17 protein-coding genes are annotated in these 18,791 nt (G+C 65.9%); 11 read left to right on the top strand and 6 right to left on the bottom strand.

What is annotated here, in order from left to right; translation table 11 throughout:
- Positions 1-21 precede the first annotated feature (21 nt).
- The 5 genes from ctaD (at position 22) to AC1DQR_RS07060 (ending at position 4,817) form a co-directional block, all read left to right on the top strand.
- Entirely contained in the window at positions 22-1,779 is a 1,758-nt protein-coding gene (gene ctaD, locus AC1DQR_RS07080; RefSeq protein WP_477132785.1) for a cytochrome c oxidase subunit I, read from the top strand.
- Positions 1,776-2,414, top strand: coding sequence for a cytochrome c oxidase subunit 3 family protein (locus AC1DQR_RS07075; protein ID WP_477132784.1), 639 nt, complete (start codon positions 1,776-1,778; stop codon positions 2,412-2,414). The genes ctaD and AC1DQR_RS07075 overlap by 4 nt, the downstream gene beginning before the upstream one ends.
- A 33-nt stretch (positions 2,415-2,447) precedes the next feature.
- The gene (locus tag AC1DQR_RS07070) at positions 2,448-3,131 is read left to right on the top strand and encodes a heme-copper oxidase subunit III family protein (protein ID WP_043356740.1); all 684 of its coding nucleotides are present in this window, start codon (positions 2,448-2,450) and stop codon (positions 3,129-3,131) included.
- Positions 3,132-3,139: 8 nt separating this feature from the next.
- Positions 3,140-3,541 (top strand): cytochrome C oxidase subunit IV family protein, encoded by a 402-nt coding sequence (locus AC1DQR_RS07065; protein WP_416051668.1) that lies wholly within the window; start codon positions 3,140-3,142, stop codon positions 3,539-3,541.
- A gap of 70 nt (positions 3,542-3,611) precedes the next feature.
- Positions 3,612-4,817 (top strand): DUF2252 family protein, encoded by a 1,206-nt coding sequence (locus AC1DQR_RS07060; protein WP_477132783.1) that lies wholly within the window; start codon positions 3,612-3,614, stop codon positions 4,815-4,817.
- 75 nt (positions 4,818-4,892) lie between these two features.
- Here AC1DQR_RS07060 and AC1DQR_RS07055 read toward each other — a convergent pair whose 3' ends face one another.
- Both AC1DQR_RS07055 and AC1DQR_RS07050 read right to left on the bottom strand, forming a co-directional pair.
- Complete coding sequence (locus AC1DQR_RS07055) at positions 4,893-6,320, bottom strand: NAD-dependent succinate-semialdehyde dehydrogenase (RefSeq protein WP_043356737.1); 1,428 nt, start codon at positions 6,318-6,320, stop codon at positions 4,893-4,895.
- Positions 6,321-6,539: 219 nt separating this feature from the next.
- Positions 6,540-7,340: an IclR family transcriptional regulator gene (locus AC1DQR_RS07050; RefSeq protein ID WP_477132782.1), complete on the bottom strand. Its 801-nt coding sequence runs from the start codon at positions 7,338-7,340 to the stop codon at positions 6,540-6,542.
- A 165-nt stretch (positions 7,341-7,505) separates the two neighbouring features.
- Between AC1DQR_RS07050 and AC1DQR_RS07045 the strand changes: the two genes are divergently transcribed.
- Genes AC1DQR_RS07045 through AC1DQR_RS07035 form a run of 3 tightly spaced genes read left to right on the top strand, consistent with a single transcriptional unit; the run spans position 7,506 to position 10,097 of the window.
- Entirely contained in the window at positions 7,506-8,693 is a 1,188-nt protein-coding gene (locus tag AC1DQR_RS07045; RefSeq protein WP_477132781.1) for a CaiB/BaiF CoA transferase family protein, read from the top strand.
- A gap of 25 nt (positions 8,694-8,718) precedes the next feature.
- Positions 8,719-9,345: a cysteine dioxygenase family protein gene (locus tag AC1DQR_RS07040; protein WP_477132780.1), complete on the top strand. Its 627-nt coding sequence runs from the start codon at positions 8,719-8,721 to the stop codon at positions 9,343-9,345.
- Positions 9,346-9,347: 2 nt separating this feature from the next.
- On the top strand, positions 9,348-10,097 hold the full coding sequence (locus AC1DQR_RS07035; protein WP_477132779.1) for an enoyl-CoA hydratase/isomerase family protein: 750 nt from the start codon (positions 9,348-9,350) through the stop codon (positions 10,095-10,097).
- A 1-nt stretch (position 10,098) separates the two neighbouring features.
- Here the strand turns inward: AC1DQR_RS07035 and AC1DQR_RS07030 are convergent, their stop codons facing one another.
- The 4 genes from AC1DQR_RS07030 to AC1DQR_RS07015 form a co-directional block, all read right to left on the bottom strand.
- Positions 10,099-10,755 (bottom strand): DUF1266 domain-containing protein, encoded by a 657-nt coding sequence (locus tag AC1DQR_RS07030; protein ID WP_416051674.1) that lies wholly within the window; start codon positions 10,753-10,755, stop codon positions 10,099-10,101.
- A 5-nt stretch (positions 10,756-10,760) separates the two neighbouring features.
- Positions 10,761-11,996: a hypothetical protein gene (locus AC1DQR_RS07025; protein WP_416051675.1), complete on the bottom strand. Its 1,236-nt coding sequence runs from the start codon at positions 11,994-11,996 to the stop codon at positions 10,761-10,763.
- Entirely contained in the window at positions 11,993-14,338 is a 2,346-nt protein-coding gene (locus AC1DQR_RS07020) for a hypothetical protein (RefSeq protein ID WP_416051676.1), read from the bottom strand. The genes AC1DQR_RS07025 and AC1DQR_RS07020 overlap by 4 nt, the downstream gene beginning before the upstream one ends.
- Positions 14,339-14,561: 223 nt before the next feature.
- The gene (locus AC1DQR_RS07015; RefSeq protein WP_416051677.1) at positions 14,562-14,912 is read right to left on the bottom strand and encodes a hypothetical protein; all 351 of its coding nucleotides are present in this window, start codon (positions 14,910-14,912) and stop codon (positions 14,562-14,564) included.
- A 331-nt stretch (positions 14,913-15,243) separates the two neighbouring features.
- On the opposite strand from AC1DQR_RS07015, the gene AC1DQR_RS07010 reads away from it, so the two are divergent.
- The 3 genes from AC1DQR_RS07010 to AC1DQR_RS07000 form a co-directional block, all read left to right on the top strand.
- Complete coding sequence (locus tag AC1DQR_RS07010) at positions 15,244-16,770, top strand: MATE family efflux transporter (RefSeq protein WP_477132778.1); 1,527 nt, start codon at positions 15,244-15,246, stop codon at positions 16,768-16,770.
- 490 nt (positions 16,771-17,260) lie between these two features.
- On the top strand, positions 17,261-17,722 hold the full coding sequence (locus tag AC1DQR_RS07005; protein ID WP_150987427.1) for a tripartite tricarboxylate transporter TctB family protein: 462 nt from the start codon (positions 17,261-17,263) through the stop codon (positions 17,720-17,722).
- 12 nt (positions 17,723-17,734) lie between these two features.
- Positions 17,735-18,791 (top strand): tripartite tricarboxylate transporter permease (locus AC1DQR_RS07000; RefSeq protein ID WP_477132777.1); only part of this gene is annotated, 1,057 nt, incomplete at its 3' end.

Raw genomic sequence — 18,791 nt, 5'->3', positions numbered from 1 at the left:
AAGGCTACAGGAGGGAGTGCAATGGCATACGCCGACGAGGCCGCCCACGACGGACCGCAGAGCTTCTTTACCCGCTACATCTGGAGCCAGGATCACAAGGTGATCGCGGTGCAGTACACGCTGGTTGCCATCTTCGTGGGGCTGGTGGGCGTGGTGCTCTCCAACCTGATGCGCCTGCAGCTGGGTTTTCCCGGGCACTTCGCGTTTATCAATGCCAACCGCTACTACCAGTTCGTGACCATGCACGGGATGATCATGGTGATCTACCTGCTCACGGCGCTCTTTCTCGGCGGCTTCGGCAATTTCCTGATCCCGCTGATGGTGGGGGCGCGCGACATGGTGTTCCCGTACCTCAACATGCTGAGCTTCTGGGTCTACTTCCTCTCGGTGCTGGTGCTGCTGTCGAGCTTCTTCGTGCCGGGCGGGCCCACCGGTGCCGGCTGGACGCTGTATCCGCCACAGGCCATCCTGCCGGGCACGCCCGGCTATGAGTGGGGCATCATCCTGATGCTGGTGTCGCTGGTGATCTTCATCGTGGCCGCCACCATGGGCGGGCTCAACTACGTCACCACCGTGCTGCAGGCCCGCACCGAGGGCATGACGCTGATGCGCATGCCGCTGTCCGTGTGGGGCATCTTCATGGCCACCATCCTGGCGTTGCTGGCCTTTCCGGCGCTGTTCGTGTCGGGCGTGATGATGCTGCTCGACCGCACGCTGGGCACGAGCTTCTTCATGCCGGCGATSGTKTCGMTGGGCCAGCAGCTGAACTACAAGGGCGGCAGCCCGCTGCTGTTCCAGCACCTGTTCTGGTTCTTCGGSCAYCCGGAGGTGTACATCGTCGCGTTGCCGGCGTTCGGCATCGTCTCCGACCTGGTCAGCGTGCATTCGCGCAAGAGCATCTTCGGCTATCGCACCATGGTGTGGGCCATCCTGGCCATCGGCGTGCTGTCTGTGGTGGTGTGGGCGCACCATATGTTCGTGAGCGGGATGAACCCGTACTTCGGCTTTTTCTTTGCCACCACCACGCTGATCATCGCCATTCCCACCGCCATCAAGGTCTATAACTGGGTCATCACGCTGTGGCGGGGCGACATTCATTTCTCGGTGCCGATGCTGTTTGCCATCGCCTTTATCAGCACCTTCGTGATCGGCGGGCTGACCGGGCTGTTCCTGGGCAATGTCAGCGTGGACATTCCGCTGTCGAACACGTATTTCGTGGTCGCGCACTTCCATATGGTGATGGGCGTTTCGCCGATCCTGGTGGTGTTTGGCGGGATCTATCACTGGTACCCCAAGGTCACCGGCCGCATGCTCAACGACAAGCTGGGGCACATCCATTTCTGGGTGACGTTCGTCGGCACCTATGCCATCTTTTTCCCGATGCACTACCTGGGCATCCTTGGCATGCCGCGGCGCTACTACGCCTACGACAACTACGCCTTCATCCCCGAGTCGGCGCACACCATGAACGCTTATATCTCCGTGGCGGCGTTTATCGTGGCGGCGGCGCAGTTGCTGTTCATCTTCAACCTGGCCTGGAGCGTCAGGCACGGCAGGCCGGCGGGGTCCAATCCCTGGCGCGCGGCCTCGCTGGAGTGGCAGACGCCGGACACGCCGCCCGTGCACGGCAACTGGGGCGCGGAGCAGCCTGTGGTGCATCGCTGGGCCTATGCTTATAGCGTGCCGGGCGCGAGCGAGGATTTCATTGCGCAGAACGCGCCGCCGGAGGCCGGGGGCGCCGAGCCCGAGCCGCACACCAGCCATGGAGCCGTGGCATGAACGCGAACCTGGTCTATCGCACCGGTGCCGACGGCGAGCGGCGCCCGGGCCCCGGCCCCGGCGATGTGGGCAGGCAGCGCGCGGGGCCCGCGCCGGCCAGCATCGGGCTGTGGGTGTTCATGGGCGTGGCGAGTTCGCTGTTTGGTTTGTTTATCGCCGCGTACGCCATGCGCATGGATTCGCCGGACTGGCACGCGGTGGCGTTGCCGTGGCAGGTCTGGCTGTCCACGGCCTTGCTGGCTGCGGGTAGCGGGGTGATGCTGGTGGCCGCGCGCGCGGCGCGCGCCGGACGTGTCACGGTGGCGCATCGCGCGCTGTGCTTCGGCGGACTGGCGGCGGTGGCGTTCGTGGCTTCGCAGTTGTGGGCATGGCAGGCCCTGCTCGCCATCCACGTGGTGCCTGCCAATAACCCGTCCGGCAGCTTCTTCTACCTGCTGACCGCCATGCATGGCCTGCATGTGCTGGGCGGCCTGGCTGGCTGGGCGATGGCCATGCGCGCCGGGCCGGGCAGCGCGCTGCGCATTCGCCTGTGCGCGCGCTACTGGCATTTCCTGCTGGCCGTGTGGCTGGTGCTGCTGGCCGCGCTTGGCTGGCTCACGCCGGAATTCGTTCGCTTTATCTGCGGCCGCGGCTAGGCGGCCCGCCTGAATCCCGAAGGAGACGTGCCCATGTCTTCGCTACCCACTTCATCGGCACCGGCGGTGACCGGCTTGCGCGGGCTTGTGGCCGACTGGTCCTCGGACCAGCGGGCCTTCAAGGTGTCGTGGGGCAAGGCGATGATGTGGATCTTCCTGCTGTCCGACACCTTCATCTTCAGTTGTTTCCTGACCGGGTACATGACGGTCAGGATCGCCAGCACGGCGCCCTGGCCGAACCCCAGCATCGTGTTCGGGCTCAAGGTGGGCGGCACCGAGGTGCCGTTGCTGCTGATCGCCATCATGACCTTCGTGCTCATCAGCAGCAGCGGGACGATGGCGATGGCCGTCAACTTTGCCTACCGGCGCGATCGCGTGAAATGCGCGTTGCTGATGTTTGCCACGGCGCTGTTCGGCGTGGCCTTCGTCAGCATGCAGGCCTTTGAATGGACCAAACTGATCGTGACCGAGGGCGTGCGCCCGTGGGGCAACCCGATGGGGGCGCCGCAGTTCGGCTCCGCTTTCTTCATGATCACCGGCTTCCATGGCCTGCATGTGAGCTGCGGCGTGATCTACCTGCTGATCGTCGCCACCAAGGTGCTGCGGGGCCGCTACGAGCGCACGGGGAACTACCAGATCGTGGAGATCGCCGGGCTCTACTGGCACTTCGTGGACCTGGTGTGGGTGTTTATCTTCGCGCTGTTCTATCTCTGGTGAGGCCCCTCATGGCTGCGTCGACCCCATCTCCCGAATTGCCCGCGCAGGCCCCCGCCGTTGCCGGCTCGCACGGCGATTTGCCGCACGGGCAACCGCTTGGGCAGCAACATGGGCAGCAACATCCCATTGGCCTGTACCTGAAGATCTGGGCACTGTTGTTCGTGTTGTCCACGCTGTCGTACCTGGTGGACTACTTCCATTTCGAGGGCTATCTGCGCTGGACCCTGATCCTGCTTTTCATGGTGATGAAGGCCGGATTGATCGTGGCCGTGTTCATGCACATGGCCTGGGAGCGGCTGGCGCTGATCTGCGCCATTCTGCTGCCGCCGCTCTGCCTGCTGGTGCTGGTGGGCCTGATGGCGGCCGAGGCGGACTACACGTTCCTCTTGCGCGGGGTCTTCTTCCGCTGAGCGTGCAGTGCATGTACCGTGCGGGCCATCCGGGTACACTTGCCCGGTTGCCCGCCATTATGAGGAAACCATGCACCCAGCTACGGAAGCCATCCTGATCTATAACCATGGCCGCGACCCCGAGCGGCTGACCCGCAAGCTCGCCGCCATCGCCGCCGATCCGTTCGCCTTCCTGCGCGGCACCAACCATCTCTACGCGGCCTCGGTGGGCACCGAGGCCGCGCTGATGGAAGCACCCACCACCTATGTCTGCGGCGATCTCCATCTGGAGAACCTGGGCAGCTTCAAGGGCGACAACGGCCTGGTTTATTTCGATCTGAACGACTTCGACGACGCGATGGTCGCGCCGCTGACGGTGGACCTTGTGCGCCTGCTGTCCAGCCTGATGATCGCGGCGCCGCAGCTTGGCCTGTCAGCTGCCGACGCGCGCGCGGGCGCCGAGCGCATGCTCGATACCTACGCGGCGGTGCTGGCCAGCGGCAAGCCGCGCTGGGTGGAGCGCGCCACCGCTACCGGGCTGGTGGCGACGCTGCTGCGCCGCGTCAAACGCCGCCGCCGCGGGGAGGTCCTGGCGGCACGCACCGTGCGGCGCGGCGGGAAACGGCGCCTGCTGATCGACAACATCCATGCGCTGGCCCCGCTCAAAGGCGAGCGCAAGCGCGCTGGCGCCATCCTGCGCGAGTTTGCGCGGCAGGCCCATCACGGCCAGTTCGTGGCCGACGACGCCGCGCGGCGGGTGGCGGGCGTGGGCAGCCTGGGGCTGGAGCGCTATGTGGTGCTCGCGCATGCGCCCGGCACGCCCACCGCCCAGCGGCTTATCGACATCAAGCGCGCCGCGCCCAGCGCGTGGCAGGGCTTGCCGTATGGCGCGCAACCCGCTTGGGGCAGCGACGCGTCGCGCGTGGTGCATATCCAGCACGCCATGCAGGCGGCTTCGCCTGCGCTGCTCTCGGCGGTTGCGATGGGTGCCGGGTCAGGAGAGCCGTCCTACATCGTCAAGAGCCTGCAACCCACGGCCGACCGCGTGAACCTTGGGCCTCACACCGATCGCGCCAGCCTGAACGAGGTGCTTCTCACGATGGCGCGCTCGGCGGCCTGGGCGCACCTGCGCGGCTGCGGACATGAAGCCGCCGATCGGATCGAGGCGTTGCAGGAATTCGCTGCCGGTACGCGCTGGCGCGCGCCGGTGCTGCGGCTGGCGCGGCATGGCTGCGAGATGGCGCAGGCGCAGTGGAAGGACTTTGCAGAGGACTACCACAAGGCCCGGGGGAAATAGGCCTGGTTTGCGCGCTCGCTAGCCGTCGCCAACCCTCTTTTCCTGGCGGGGCGGTTGCCCGGCCAGGACGGTACATCAGACCTGCGTGATGAACTTGGTCACCAGGTAGCCATCGAAGGTTTCCTGGCCGCCTTCGCTGCCGATGCCGGAATCCTTGATGCCGCCAAACGGCGTCTCGGCCAGCGCCATGCCGAAGTGGTTGATGTTGACCATGCCGGCTTCCAGGCCGTTGGACACCACCGTCGCCGTCTTCAGCGAGTTGGTGAAGACGTACGAGGCCAGGCCGAACGGCAGGCTGTTGGCGCGGCGCAGCACTTCTTCCACATCCTTGAATCGCGTCACCGGCGCTACCGGGCCGAAGGGCTCGTCGACCATCAGCTTGGCGTCGTCGGGCAGGTCGGTGACCACGGTCGGGGCAAAGAAGAAGCCCTTGTCGCCGATGCGCTTGCCGCCCGCCACCACCTTGCCGCCGCGATGATTGGCGTCGTCCAGGAACTGCTCCATCGAGGCGATGCGGCGCTCGTGCGCGAGCGGCCCCATCTGGGTGCCGTCGTCCAGGCCGTCGCCAACCTTGATCGAGCCGATCACTTCAGTAAAGCGCGCCAGGAACTTGTCGTAGGCTTTTTCCTGCACGTAGAAGCGCGTGGGCGACACGCACACCTGGCCGGCGTTGCGCAGCTTGAAGCGCGCCAGCATTTCCGCTGCCGGCTCGATGTCGGCGTCGTCAAACACCAGCACCGGCGAGTGCCCGCCCAGTTCCATGGTCACGCGTTTCATGTGGGCGCCGGCCAACGCGGCCAGCTGCTTGCCCACCGGCACCGAACCGGTAAAGGAGATCTTGCGCACGATCGGCGATTCGATCAGGTAGGTGGAGATCTCGCCCGGCACGCCCCAGACGATGTTCAGCACGCCCGGGGGCAGGCCTGCATCGTGGAACAGCTGGGCCAGCGCGACCACCGCGCTGGGCGAGTCTTCCGGGCCCTTGAGGATCAGCGTGCAGCCGGCGCCGATGGCCGAGACCATCTTGCGGATCGCCTGGTTGAAGGGGAAGTTCCACGGCGTAAAGGCAGCGCACACGCCGATCGGCTCGCGCACCACGATCTGGCGCACGTTGGGCTGGCGCGGAGGGATCACGCGGCCGTAGATGCGGCGGCATTCCTCGGCGTGCCATTCGGCGTGCTCGGCGCAGATCATGACTTCGCCGATGGCTTCGGCCAGCGGCTTGCCCTGGTCCAGCGTGATATTGCGGCCGATGTCCTTGGCGCGCTCGCGGGTCAGTTCCGCCACGCGGCGCAGAATCTTGGAGCGCTCCAGCGGCGAGGTCTTCTTCCAGCTCTCAAAGGCGCGCTGCGCGGCGGCCAGGGCGCGGTCCAGATCGCCGCGGTTGGCATGCGGCAGCTTGCCCAGCAGTTCCTGGGTGGCGGGGTTGATGACGTCTTGCTCGCGTCGGTCCCCTCCCTTGACGAATTCCCCGTCGATGTAGAGGGCGAGATCCTGGTACATGCCTTTCTCCTGAAGAAGGTTGCGTGCGACAAGCGCAGCCGGTGCCGCCGCGGTGGGGGATGCCGCGCGTGGGCGCGGCGGCCAAACCGCAAGCTTAACGCGTCGGCCGGTTTTGTGCATCGGCAGGCGCCGGCGTTTCCGAGGGGCGGGGGAAAGTGCTGCAAAGGCCACCGTCCGCGCTCTCTCACGGGCTCAGGAAGAATGGCCGATGCCCGGGGCTCAGCCGCGCCGCATCGCCACCATGCTGCGCGTAGCCAGCGCTAGTGCGTTGTGCCGGTTGCCGCCGCCCAGGTCATCGGAGATCTCCGTGGCCGCGTTCAGCACCAGCGCGGCAAAGCCCTTGATCTTGTGCGGCTTGAACCGCTCAGCGGGCCCCGACAGCCCGATGGCGGCGATGACGTGCCCGTTGCCGTCGCAGATCGGCGCGGCCACGCCGTAGACGGTCTCGCGCCACTCGCCGTGGTTGACCGCATAGCCCTCTTTGCGCACCTTGGCCATCTCCCGCAGGAAACGCTCGGGCTCGACGATGCTGTTGGGTGTGGACGGCACCAGCGTGGTGAACATGCGCTGCAACGCGGTGTCCGGCTGGAAGGCTAGCATCGCCTTGCCGGTGGCCACGCAGTGCGCCAGCGCCCGCCCGCCGATCTGGGTATAGGCGCGCACGGGGTTGGGGCTGTCGATCTTGTGCACGTAGACCACCTCGGCGCGGTCCAGCACGGACAGGTGCACGCTCTCGCCGCTGGCGTGCATCAGCTTGTCCATCCACGCCTGGGCATGGCGGCGCAGGTCCAGCCGCGAGAGCACCGCCGAGCCCAGCTCCCAGAGCTTGATCGACGCACTGTAGCCGGTGCCGGAGGCGTCGCGAATCACATAGTTGAGTTCGGTCAGCGCTTGCAGCAGCCGATGCACATTGCTCTTGGCCAGGCCCAGGTGGGTGGCGATCTCGGTGAGGCCCAGCGGCCGGTCGCTGTGCGCCAGCAACTCGATCACGCCGAGGCCCTTGATCAAGGTGTTGTTCATTGAAGCTATGTCTTAATGCGAATGGCGCAACCCTGTTCTCAAATGTGGAACGATAGTATCGTATTTTGCAACTCCCTATAATCGTCGCAACGCGGCAGGCAGCCTGCCGAAGAGGTCGGCTGACTCACTGCGCCGCCTCTCTCTCCTTCCCTGTGGATGCTTCCCATGCGTGATCTCGACCAACAGGACCTGCCGCTGCAAGGCGTGCGGGTCGTGGAATTCTGTACCGTTGCCGCCGGGCCCTTTTGCGGCATGCTGCTGGCCGATATGGGCGCCGAGGTGATCAAGGTGGAAGCGCCCGAGGGCGACACCTTGCGGCAGTGGCCGCCGCTGTCCGATGGCTTCTCCGAGAACTTCGCCTCGCTCAACCGCAACAAGGAGTCGGTGGCGCTCAACCTGAAGGATGCCGCCGACGTGGCGCTGGCGCGTGCGCTGATCCTGGATGCCGACGTGGTGATCGAGAACAACCGCCCGGGTGTGATGGACCGGCTCGGGCTGGGCTACGCCAGCTTTCGCGAGCAAAAGCCAGGGCTGGTGTATTGCTCAGTGTCCGCCTACGGCCAGAGCGGCCCGCGCGCAGGCGAGGGCGGGTTCGACCTGACCATCCAGGCTGCCGCCGGCGTCATGAGCGTAACCGGCGAGCCCGGTGGCGCGCCGGTGAAGTGCGGCGTGCCGCTGGCCGACTTTGCTTCGGGGCTGTACGGCGCCTTTGCCATTGCCAGCGCGCTCACGCGTGTGCGGGCCGGCGGCGCGGGCGCGCATATCGATGTGCCGATGTACGGTTGCACGCTCGGCATCGCCGCACTGCAGACCAGCGAGTACTTCGGCACCGGCCGAAGCCCCGCCAAGCTGGGCTCCGCGCATCCGCGCAATGCGCCCTACCAGGCCTTCCAGGCCGCCGATGGCTACTTTGCCATCGCTGCGGGCAACCAGAAGCTGTGGCTCGAAGTGGTGCGCGTGGTGGCACTGCCCGCGCTGGCGCAGGACGCGCGCTTTGCCACCACGCGCGACCGCGCGGCCAACCAGGCCGCACTGAAGATCCTGCTGGAAGAGCGCTTTGCCACCGCTGGCGTGGCGCACTGGATTGCCGCCTTCAATGCCGCTGGCGTGCCGCATGCGCGCATCAACGACTATGCCGCCGCGCTGGATGATCCGCAGGTGGCGCATATGGATTGGGTGCGCCCGCTGACGCTGCCTGGCGGCCACCAGACCCGCACCTTCGCCTCGCCGCTGCGTTTCGACGGGCTGGGCTTGCCGATCCGCCGGGACCCGCCGGCGCTGGGCGAGCACAACGCCGCCGTGCGCGCCCGCTACCAGGCGGGCAGCGCAGCCACGGAACAAGACCCCACGTAAGTTAAAGGCAGATAGAGGAATCATCATGAGCGACAAGACCGGCAACATCGATCGGCTGCGCGCGTTCGTTGCCACCATCAGCCGCGTGGTCACGCAGGCGGAACGCGAGGGCAGCAGCGAGCCGGACATCCTCGCGCAAGCCAGCGCCGCGCTGAGCGAACTGGTGGCGCACGACGACTGGCTGCCTGAGGCCATGGCGCGCCCGCATCCTGTCTACTACCAGCAGCATCTGCTCTATGGCGATCCGCTCGATCGTTTTTCGCTGGTCAGCTTCGTCTGGGGGCCGGGCCAGCAAACGCCCGTGCACGACCACACGGTGTGGGGCCTGATCGGCATGCTGCGCGGCGCCGAGGTGGACCAGCACTACCGCGTGGAAGGCGGCCGGCTGGTGGAAGACGGCGATGGCGTGGTGCTGAGCGCGGGCCAGGTGGCCGCGGTCTCGCCCACGCTGGGCGATGTGCACCGCGTGCGCAATGCGCATGACGACCGTGTGTCGATCAGCGTGCATCTCTATGGCGGCAATATCGGCCGCATACAGCGCCATGTGTATGACGCCGCCAGCGGCGCCACCAAGCCGTTTGTATCCGGCTACTCCAACGCGCTGGTGCCCAACCTGTGGGCGCCAGTGGCACCACCACCGGCGCAGGGGTGAACGTGGAACAAGCCGGTCTGCTGATTGACAAGCAAGGCGACGTCACCCGATTGACGCTGAACCGGCCCGAGCGCGGCAATGCGTTGTCGGCCGGGCTGGTGGAGGCGCTCGCGGCGGCGGTGCTGGCGTGCTACCACGATGGCACCCGCCTGCTCGCCATTGACGGCGCCGGCACGCATTTCTGCACGGGGTTCGATCTGGGTGAGCTGGATAGCGAGAGCGACGATTCGCTGCTTGCGCGTTTCGTGCGCGTCGAGCTGCTGCTGCAAAGCGTGCATGGCGCGCCCTTCACCACCGTAGCGCTGGTCCAGGGCCGCGCCATGGGCGCGGGCGCCGACCTGATGGTGGCCTGCGAGCAGCATTGGATCGCGCCGGGCAGCACGCTGGCTTTTCCCGGCGCGGCCTTCGGCCTGGTGCTGGGCAGCGCTCGGCTGGCCCAGCTGGTGGGTGTGGCGACGGCGCGGGACTGGATCGCGAGCGGACGGGCCGTTCGGGCCGAGGAAGCGCTGGCCTGCGACATGGCCGGCAATTTGGTGGCGCCGGAGGCGCGCGCCGGCGCGCTTGCCACGCTGGCGCAGCGTGCGCGCCGGCTGGATGCACCAACCCATGCCGCTATCCAGGCCGCCACGCAGGGCGGCCACGCCATGGCCGAAGCGGCACGCGCGGCGCAGCTGGCCGAGCTGGTGCGCTCCGCTGCCCGGCCGGGACTCAAGGCGCGCATCGCCGCCTACCGGGCGGCGTCCAGGCGCTGACTCAGCGCGGCTCGGGGCTGAATGCCGGCAGGTCCGGCCATGCCAGCGCCGCCCAGGGGCCCTTGGGCGGCGCCAGCAACTGGCGCAAGCTGGCTGCATCGAAGGCCTTGCCCAGAGGGTCGGCGCGGAATGCGGCAAGCCATTGCTGGCGGCCGGCGATAAAAGCGTGGCCGAAGTCTTCCCAGCTGGCAAAGCAGTCCTGCGCGCGCTGCGCGTTGAGCAGGAGCACGCGCCACGCGGCCATCGGCTCGACCCAGCCCATCAGCATGACGGTGCGCGCAAAAAAGGCCATCCGGACGCAGGCAAAGGCCAGCGCGGCGCGCGGATCGTCTGTCGGCAGCAGCGCATGCAGGTCGGCGCGAAACCACCGCGACTCGAACACCTGGGCGAGGTGCTGGCGCACTTCGTCATCCGTGGCATTGGCGCGGAATTCCATCTGATGCAGCAACTGCACGCGGAACAACGCGCGCGCCGCGTCGGTCATGTGGTCCGAGGCGGGGTTGAAAAACCCCGTCATGCTGGTGGCATCGGCCATGGGCTGCGCCAACGTCAATGCCCATTGCTTGCGCCGGGTGAACATAGCGGGACGCTTGGGGCGCAGGAAGCGGTAGACCCGCCATAGCACAAAGGCCCCGAGGAGCAGGTAGAAGACACTCATCCCATTCATCCGATCTGGCGCTGCGCTATGCCTCGCGAGGGCGAAGCCTGGATTTGCGCCGCGTGCGACAGCGAGATGTCCGGCCATGGCACCCCTTCCGTGGCGACAACCGCCTCGGCGTCACCCGCGCCCGGCGTTTGCCGAGTGGCATACCGGACCGATGCCGCCATTGGCGAGCGCTCCGCCAGCAAGCCAGGCTGGCGCGCGGCGACCAGCCACTCCACCATTGGCGTCGGCGCGCAGAGCCTGACAAAGAGTTGTGGGTAGCGGGCGACCAATCGGGTCTGCGTCGTGGCGTCGGCCACGTCTTCAATGCGCGCCCAGCCGGCTGGCGTGCGTACCACGCCGATGGCGATGCAATCGTCCGGGGTCTCCTCGTCGGTACCCAGGGCGTTCAGGCAGGCCAGCACATCTTCCACGTAGCGCGCGATGGGCGGCTTGTTCTGCTTGCCCTTGACCTGGTCGACGGTGAGCGCGCCATTGGCCAGCACATGCACGCTGATGGTGATATGCGGTTGCCCGCTGGCATCGCGGAAACTCAGCAGGCGCAGGCGCTGCTGCGCCACCGCTTCGGCATAGCGCTCGCCGTAGCCGCCGGACAGCGCGCGCCGGTCGGAAAACTGCCCCAGGCAATGCCGCATGACATAGCTTTCAAAGGCCATTTCCGCGCGCAGCAGCGCGCTGTCCGGCAGCAATTCCACGAACACGCCATGCGACGTCGACAGCAAGGTGCGCAGCGCTTCGGGCTGGCTATGGCGCCAGCCGCGCTCGATGCGCGTGGCCATCTCGGCATGTTCCTTGTCCCACAGCGCCAGCGCCTGCGGGCAGGTGATGCGGTCGAGCTTGCCGTCAAGAGCGGTGCCCTTGCGCGAGGTCAGGAACTCGACGAGCCGCGCTTCCAGCGCCAGCAGGCGCGGCTCGACAGGATCCACCCAGACGACCGGGGCCGGTGGCGCTGCTGCTTCACCGCCGCTCGCCTTGGCGGGCGCGCCAAAGCGCGCCGCAACCCACTCCGGCATCGCCTCGGATCTCAGGGCCTGTCGCGCACCGTCGAGCGAATCAATCTTGACGGCCGGCTCGAAATTGGCAACGAGATGGCGATAGAAGTGGTTGAGCAGCCAGGCGCGCACCGCGGCATCGTCGCCGCGCGCCTGGCTGCGCGCGGCGACGCTCGCCTTAAGCGCGCCGGCATTGAGGGCGTTGCGCGGCGCGTAGCCCGTCGTCCGCCTGGCGGTACTCATTTCCAGACTTGCCACCAGCTCTTGCTCTTGCCGGCGGGGTTGGCTTGCGCGCGGTAGAGCGCCACTTTTTCCTCCATCGCCTTGACATCGGCGAGCTCGTATTCGTTGCTGCGCGGATTGAGTGCGATGGCACGCTCGAAGAGCGCGGCGGCCTCGGCGTGGCGCTGCAGCCCACTGAGCGTGTCGGCCGCCAGGCTGACCATCCAGGATTCCGAGCAACCATCGACGTGGCGCGCGATGCGGCTCCACAGGGCCGCGGCTTCTTCCGGGCAGTTATGCGCCAGGTTGAAAGCCATTTGCAGGCGCACGCCCAAGTCCCTGCTCGACAGGTTGCTACCGTCCTGGCCTTCTTCCCGCTCCCATTTCACCAGGCGCTCCACCCAGATGGGAATCTCGCGGTCGCGATCGAGCTTGTACAGGGCCTGCGACACCTCGCTCAGGTACTCGTTGGGGTCATGCCGGCTGTAGCCAAACTCGGCGGCGTAGTGCCAGAGCTGCTCGGCGGCGCTGATGATCCCCTCGGAATCCTGCATTGCGATCCGCACGCTCAGCAGGCCGGCGTAGTGTTCTGCAAACGGGCTGGCGGCGATGCCGCGCCTGTGCAGCTCGACGGCATCCTCGTAGCGCCGCTCGTCGTACCGATAGATGATGGCCAGGTTGTTGCACAGCATGGAGTAGAGGTGCGCGCAGGCATCGTACGGATGGCCGGCATCGCTCTCGAAATAGCGCTCCAGGCACGCCTGCCCTTGTTCGTAGGCGGCAATCTGCAGCTTGATGAAATCGCTGTAGGTTTCGTTGCGCGACTCGGCGGGGACGCGGTCCAGGTGTTCCCCGAGCAAATCGCCAAGCGCGACCCCGAAGTTGTACGCCCACAGCCCGCTTGGCAGCGAGAAGGCCGGCAGCTTCAGCGTCTGGATCACCCCAAGCGATTGCACCCGAGCCTCGAACAGGGCATAGGCCGTGCGGTTGTCCTGCATGCCGCCTTCCTGCGCCGCCGCATACAGCCGCGCCGCTTGCGTCGTGGCATCGATGCGGCCCGCCGCGCCGTCGTTGACTGCCGCCAGTCTTGCGATCCATGGATGGCCCGGCGAACGCTGCTCGGCCAGTGCGCGTGCCGCGTCGAACACCGCCTGCAAGGCCTGCGCATCCACTTGCTCACCCACGGCGCCAAAGAGCGCTTCATGGGTCGGGGAGAGGGTCCGCAGATCCTGTTCTCCCTCTTGCGCTTTTGACAGGAAGGCTGCCAGCGTCTCTTCCGTGTTGCAGGCCCGCATGGCGCACAATGGCCACCAGGCCGAGTCGTCGGCCGCATCGGCCAGCCGCGCGTGTACCAGCTGCGCGGCGCCGTCCCACATCTCGTCCTCGACCTGATAGATGTGCAGGAACGCCCGGCGGCCGGCATCGTCAACGCGCTGGGCTTCCATCAGCCACGGCAGCTCGTATTCGATGAAGTCATCGCTGCCGTTCGACGACAGGCTATGGCGCGCGGCGGAGCAGGCGTCCAGCGCGCCGGGCAAATCGCCTTGCGCGTACAAGGCGCGCGCCGCGAGCCGGGACAGCCGGACTTCCAGCTCACGGCGCTGCGGCAAGGACCATTGCGCTGTCAGGGCCCTCGTGGCCTGCTGGAAGTCGGCAAGGCGCTCGGGCGCGATGCCGATCAGGGCGCTGCCCAGGCGCAGCCAGTCGTTTTCGTCGACGTCCTGTTCCGCGTCGGCCGTCTGCAGCGCCAGGATGGCCGCGCCAGCCGCTGCGCGGGCCTCGTCGTTGCTGTCATGGCGCGACAGCGCCCAGGCGCGCCGCCGCTGATAGTCGGCGAGGTCCCATGCACGGAACGGCGCACGTTCCGCGATGGCCCCGTTCAATGCATGGCGCAGGTCAATTGTCTCCAGCGCAATGCCCAGCTTGCGCACTTCCAGGCTATCGAACACGCGAAGCTGCCGATATCGGTCCGCATTCAGCTCCGGCATCCCTGCCACGATGGCGCGCATCTCAGCGAGGGCACGCTGGATGCGCTCCTCCTCGTTGACGTGGTTGGCTATCTGGAGGCGATAGAGCGCCAGGTGCATGCGCAGCTCGGCTTGCGCTTCGCGCGGCGTGGCTTCCAGCGTGCCGGCGCCGTCTGCGTTGACCACCGCCAGCGCAGCCTCCGGATCCCCCGCGCGCATCCATAGCGTATGCAGCCGGTCGATGGACTCAAGGGAATCGGCCCGCAGAGGCTTGGCGCGCAATCTGCCCAGCAAATCGGCGGCTTCGCTTGAGTTGCCTTCCTCGAGATCGGCTTCGAGGCGGTCCAGTAACTGTTCCAGCTGAGCACCTGTCAATGCGTTGCCATTGCTATCCACGGTTCTTTCCATAATGTGATCTAGTTTGCACCTAACGCGCGATTCTACCCGGAGATGCCACAGACCCGGAAATTGCGCCTGATGGTTCGCCCAACGGCGCTGCGGCTCGAGCGATCACCACGCTAAAACGCCCCGCCTCCTTGGGGGAGGCGGGGCGTTTTAGCGTGGTTGCCCGTAACGGGTAAGGGGAAGGGGTAAGCGGCAAAAACGCGGCCGTATGCGCTTAGTTCTTCTGTGCGTCGGCGGGCGTGGCCGACATGTCCTGCTTCATGGTGTCGTTGTTGGCCTTCTTCTCGGCGCTCTTTTGTTGCTTGGCGGACTTCACGTCCTGCTTGTACTCTGTCTTGGCGGCCTTTTTCTTGGCCTTGTATTCGTCCGAGGCCTGCTTGTTGGCGTCGCGGCGCTGGACCAGCGGATCCTTCGGCGGCTCGATCTGTGTCATGCCGGCCGGCACCGCGGCGTTGCCGCTATCGGCAGGAACGGCGGGCGTCTGGGCAAAGGCGGCCGCACATAGCAGGCCAGCAGCCAGGGCGGTGGAAGCTTGCAAAAGGCGAATCGGCTTGTTCTTCGTCATATCGGACCTCACGGTTCATGGATGGAAACGGCGCTTGGATGCCATGGCGGGGGACACCGCCATGGCCGCTCTGCGAGACACCAAGGGCCACTTGTGTATCGCGTTTCATCAATGTTTGACTCCTTGCGCGCAGGGCTCGTGCCCTGATCCAAACAACTGCTTACAATTGGCTTTCTGTCTGACAGACGACTACCGACAAGGGCTGTCAGCAAGGTGTGACATAGTGGCGAACGTGGGCATCGCGCATGGCATTGCCCCACGTTTCCCGACGATCCCAGGCGCAATCAGAACACGACAAGAACACGATAAAAACACGAGACCACCCCCGAACATGCCAACAAAATCCAAAGCCCAGCTGACCACGGGCCCGATCGGCCGCACGTTGCTGCTGTTTTCGCTGCCGGTGCTGGGCAGCAATATCCTGCAGTCGCTCAACGCCTCGATCAATTCCGTATGGGTGGGGCATTTTCTCGGCGAGGCGGCGCTGACCGCCACCTCAAATGCCAACATCATCCTGTTCTTCCTGCTCGGCGTGGTGTTCGGCATCAGCATGGCCAACACCATCATGATCGGGCAAGCCGTGGGGGCGCGCGACCTGGTCGAGGCGCGCCGCGTGGTGGGCACCAGCACCACCTTCTTCATCCTGCTATCGGTGCTGGCGGCGGCGCTGGGCTACGCCTTCACGCCCGACATCCTTGCCGCGATGGGCACGCCGGCGGATGCCAGGGCGCTTGCCATCAGCTACCTGCGCATCATCTTCCTGGCGTTGCCCTTCATGTATTTCTACAACTTCGTGATGATGACGCTGCGCGGCGCGGGAGACTCGCGCACGCCGTTCTATTTCATGCTGTTGTCGGTGGGGCTGGACGTGGTGCTCAATCCGCTGCTGATCTTTGGCATCGGGCCGTTCCCGGAGCTCGGCATCGCAGGCTCGGCGCTGTCCACGCTGATCGCGCAGTTGGCGAGCCTGGCCGCGATGCTGATCGTGCTCTACCGCCGCCACCACTTCCTGGCGCTGCGGCGCCACCAGCTCGCCTACCTGAGGCCCGATACCGCGATCCTGCGCGCGCTGGTGGCCAAGGGCTTGCCGATGGGGCTGCAGATGGTGGTGATCTCGTCGTCGGCGATCGTGATGATGTCGCTGGTCAATCGCTACGGCTCGCAGACCACCGCCGCTTATGGCGTGGCCTCGCAGTTGTGGACGTACGTGCAGATGCCCGCGCTGGCGGTTGGCGCCAGCGTGTCGTCGATGGTGGCGCAGAACGTGGGCGCCGGGCTGTGGAGTCGCGTGACGCGCATCACACGCGTGGGGCTGATGTTCAACCTGCTGATGACCGGTACGCTGGTTGCCCTGATCTACCTGTTCAACCGTCACTCGCTGGGCTTGTTCCTGCCCGATGACGGCACGGCCATCGGTATTGCGCAGCATATCAACGCCATCGTGCTGTGGTCCTTCATCCTGTTCGGCTTCACCATCGTGTTGTTCGGCACCGTGCGCGCTACCGGCGCGGTGATGGCACCGCTGGTGATCCTGTTCCTGTCGATGTGGGTGGTGCGCCTGCCATTTGCCTGGGTGCTCGAGCGCACCGTCGGCGCCGATGCGATCTGGTGGAGCTTTCCGCTGGGCTCGGTGGTCTCGGTCACGCTGGCCGTGGCGTATTACCGCTTTGGCAACTGGCGCGCCGCCCATATCCTGCCGGTCGCGCCCGGGCCGGCCCCGGAGCCGGAGTTCGCGCCCCAGGCGCCCGATACCAGCATGGGCACAGCGTGCGAGGAAGCCCTGAGCACGGCCAGCGCCGCCGGCGAGCCGGCGCTGGCGGGCGAGTCACGCGCGATGTCGAAGCAGGGTGCCGACTGAGACGCTGGCCCGCATGTCGCCGGCGCCAGCAGAAGCCCACTGAACAGGCCAAAACCGCGCGCCGTGACGACGGCTGTCTCTCCCTCGCCCCTAAGGGGGAGAGGGCCGGGGCGCGCGACAGCGCATATCCGGCGTGCCGGTAAGGTGATGCAAGCGGCCCTCGGGTCAGCCGGCACGCGTCCGCACCAGGTTGATCCTCGTGTTTTCCTTACGTTTTCCTTTCGTTCCCCTTCAATTTCCCTTCGGCTTCCTTTCATTCGTCTTTCGGTGTTACATCACAGCGTGATGTATGTGTTTTGGCGGGATTTCCCGGTGTATCGGTGAATACCCCTAAACCAAGACAAATGAAAGCAAGCTGAAAGATCGCCTCTCTAATGTTCGTTCCATCCTGCAGGGACACTATTTTCTTCCTGCCGAACGGACCACCTCCGCATGCAAAGAGCCTGCGAGCGGAGGGGCACTGCTTTCATGTACTTTGAGGAGAATCGTTTTGCGCATACGCAGCCAAAAGGACTTTGCCTCCGGCCTGATGTTCATTCTGGTCGGATTGTGCTTTTCCTGGGTCGCCCGCGGCTATTCCATGGGAACAGCCGCCAAGATGGGCCCCGGATATTTTCCGTTTCTACTCGGCCTGGTACTCGCCGTGCTCGGTGCATTCGTGCTGATCGGCTCGGTATCGAAAAAGGGTGAAGCTGACCAGCTCGCCCGCTGGGACTTGAAGACCCTGTTGTGGATTCTGGGTTCGGTGGTGCTGTTCGGCCTGCTGCTCAAGCCGCTCGGCATGGTGTTGTCGGTGTTCGTGCTGGTGCTGGTGTCGTCGATGGCCAGCCATGAATTCAGCTGGAAGGGCGCGGTCTTGAACGCGATCGTTCTGGTGCTGATCAGCATGGGCGCCTTCGTGTACGGCATCAACCTGCAGATGCCGGTGTGGCCTGCTTTCATTACTGGTTAAGGAGTCGGCCACATGGAATTGATTGACCATCTTGCCTTGGGCTTTTCCACGGCGCTTTCGTTGCAGAACCTGGCATACGCCTTCCTGGGCTGTGTGCTGGGTACCTTGATCGGCGTGCTGCCGGGCCTGGGGCCTCTGGCCACCATCGCCATGCTGCTGCCGGTGACTTACACGCTGCCCCCGGTGGCCGCGCTGATCATGCTGGCCGGTATCTACTACGGCGCACAGTATGGTGGCTCCACCACCGCTATCCTGGTCAACCTGCCGGGTGAATCGTCGTCGGTGGTGACTACCATCGATGGTTACCAGATGGCACGGCGGGGACGAGCGGGGGTGGCGCTGGCCACGGCCGGCCTGGGTTCCTTCTTTGCCGGCTGCGTGGCCACCCTGATCCTGGCCGCGTTTGCCACGCCGCTGTCGGAACTGGCGTTCAAGTTCGGTCCTGCCGAGTACTTCTCGCTGATGTGCCTGGGCCTGATCGGCGCCGTGGTGCTGGCTTCGGGCTCGCTGCCCAAGGCGGTTGCCATGATCGTGCTGGGCCTGCTGCTGGGCCTGATCGGTACCGACGTGAACTCGGGCGCCGCACGCTTCTCCTTTGACATCCCCGAACTGACCGATGGCATCGACTTCGTCGCGCTGGCCATGGGTATGTTCGGCTTCGCGGAAATCATCGCGAACCTGGAGCAGAAGGAAGCCCGCGAGACCTTCACCGACAGCGTTACCAACCTCTGGCCGACCAGGGAAGATTTCCGTCGCATGATCCCGGCTGTGCTTCGCGGCACGTTCCTGGGCTCCGCGCTGGGCATCCTGCCGGGCGGCGGTGCGGCACTGGCTTCGTTCGCAGCCTACTCGCTGGAAAAGAAGACCTCCAAGTACGCACATGAGTTTGGCAAGGGCGCCATCGAAGGCGTGGCAGGTCCGGAATCGGCCAACAACGCCGCGGCGCAGACCTCCTTCATCCCGCTGCTCACGCTGGGCATTCCGCCCAACGCCGTGATGGCGCTGATGGTGGGCGCGATGACCATCCACAACATCCAGCCGGGCCCGCAGGTCATGACCAGCAAAGCAA

The sequence above is a fragment of the Cupriavidus sp. 05L411 genome, from assembly GCF_056398045.1.
Note: the sequence above shows the minus strand (reverse complement) of the source record. Positions and strands in the feature narration are given on the sequence as shown.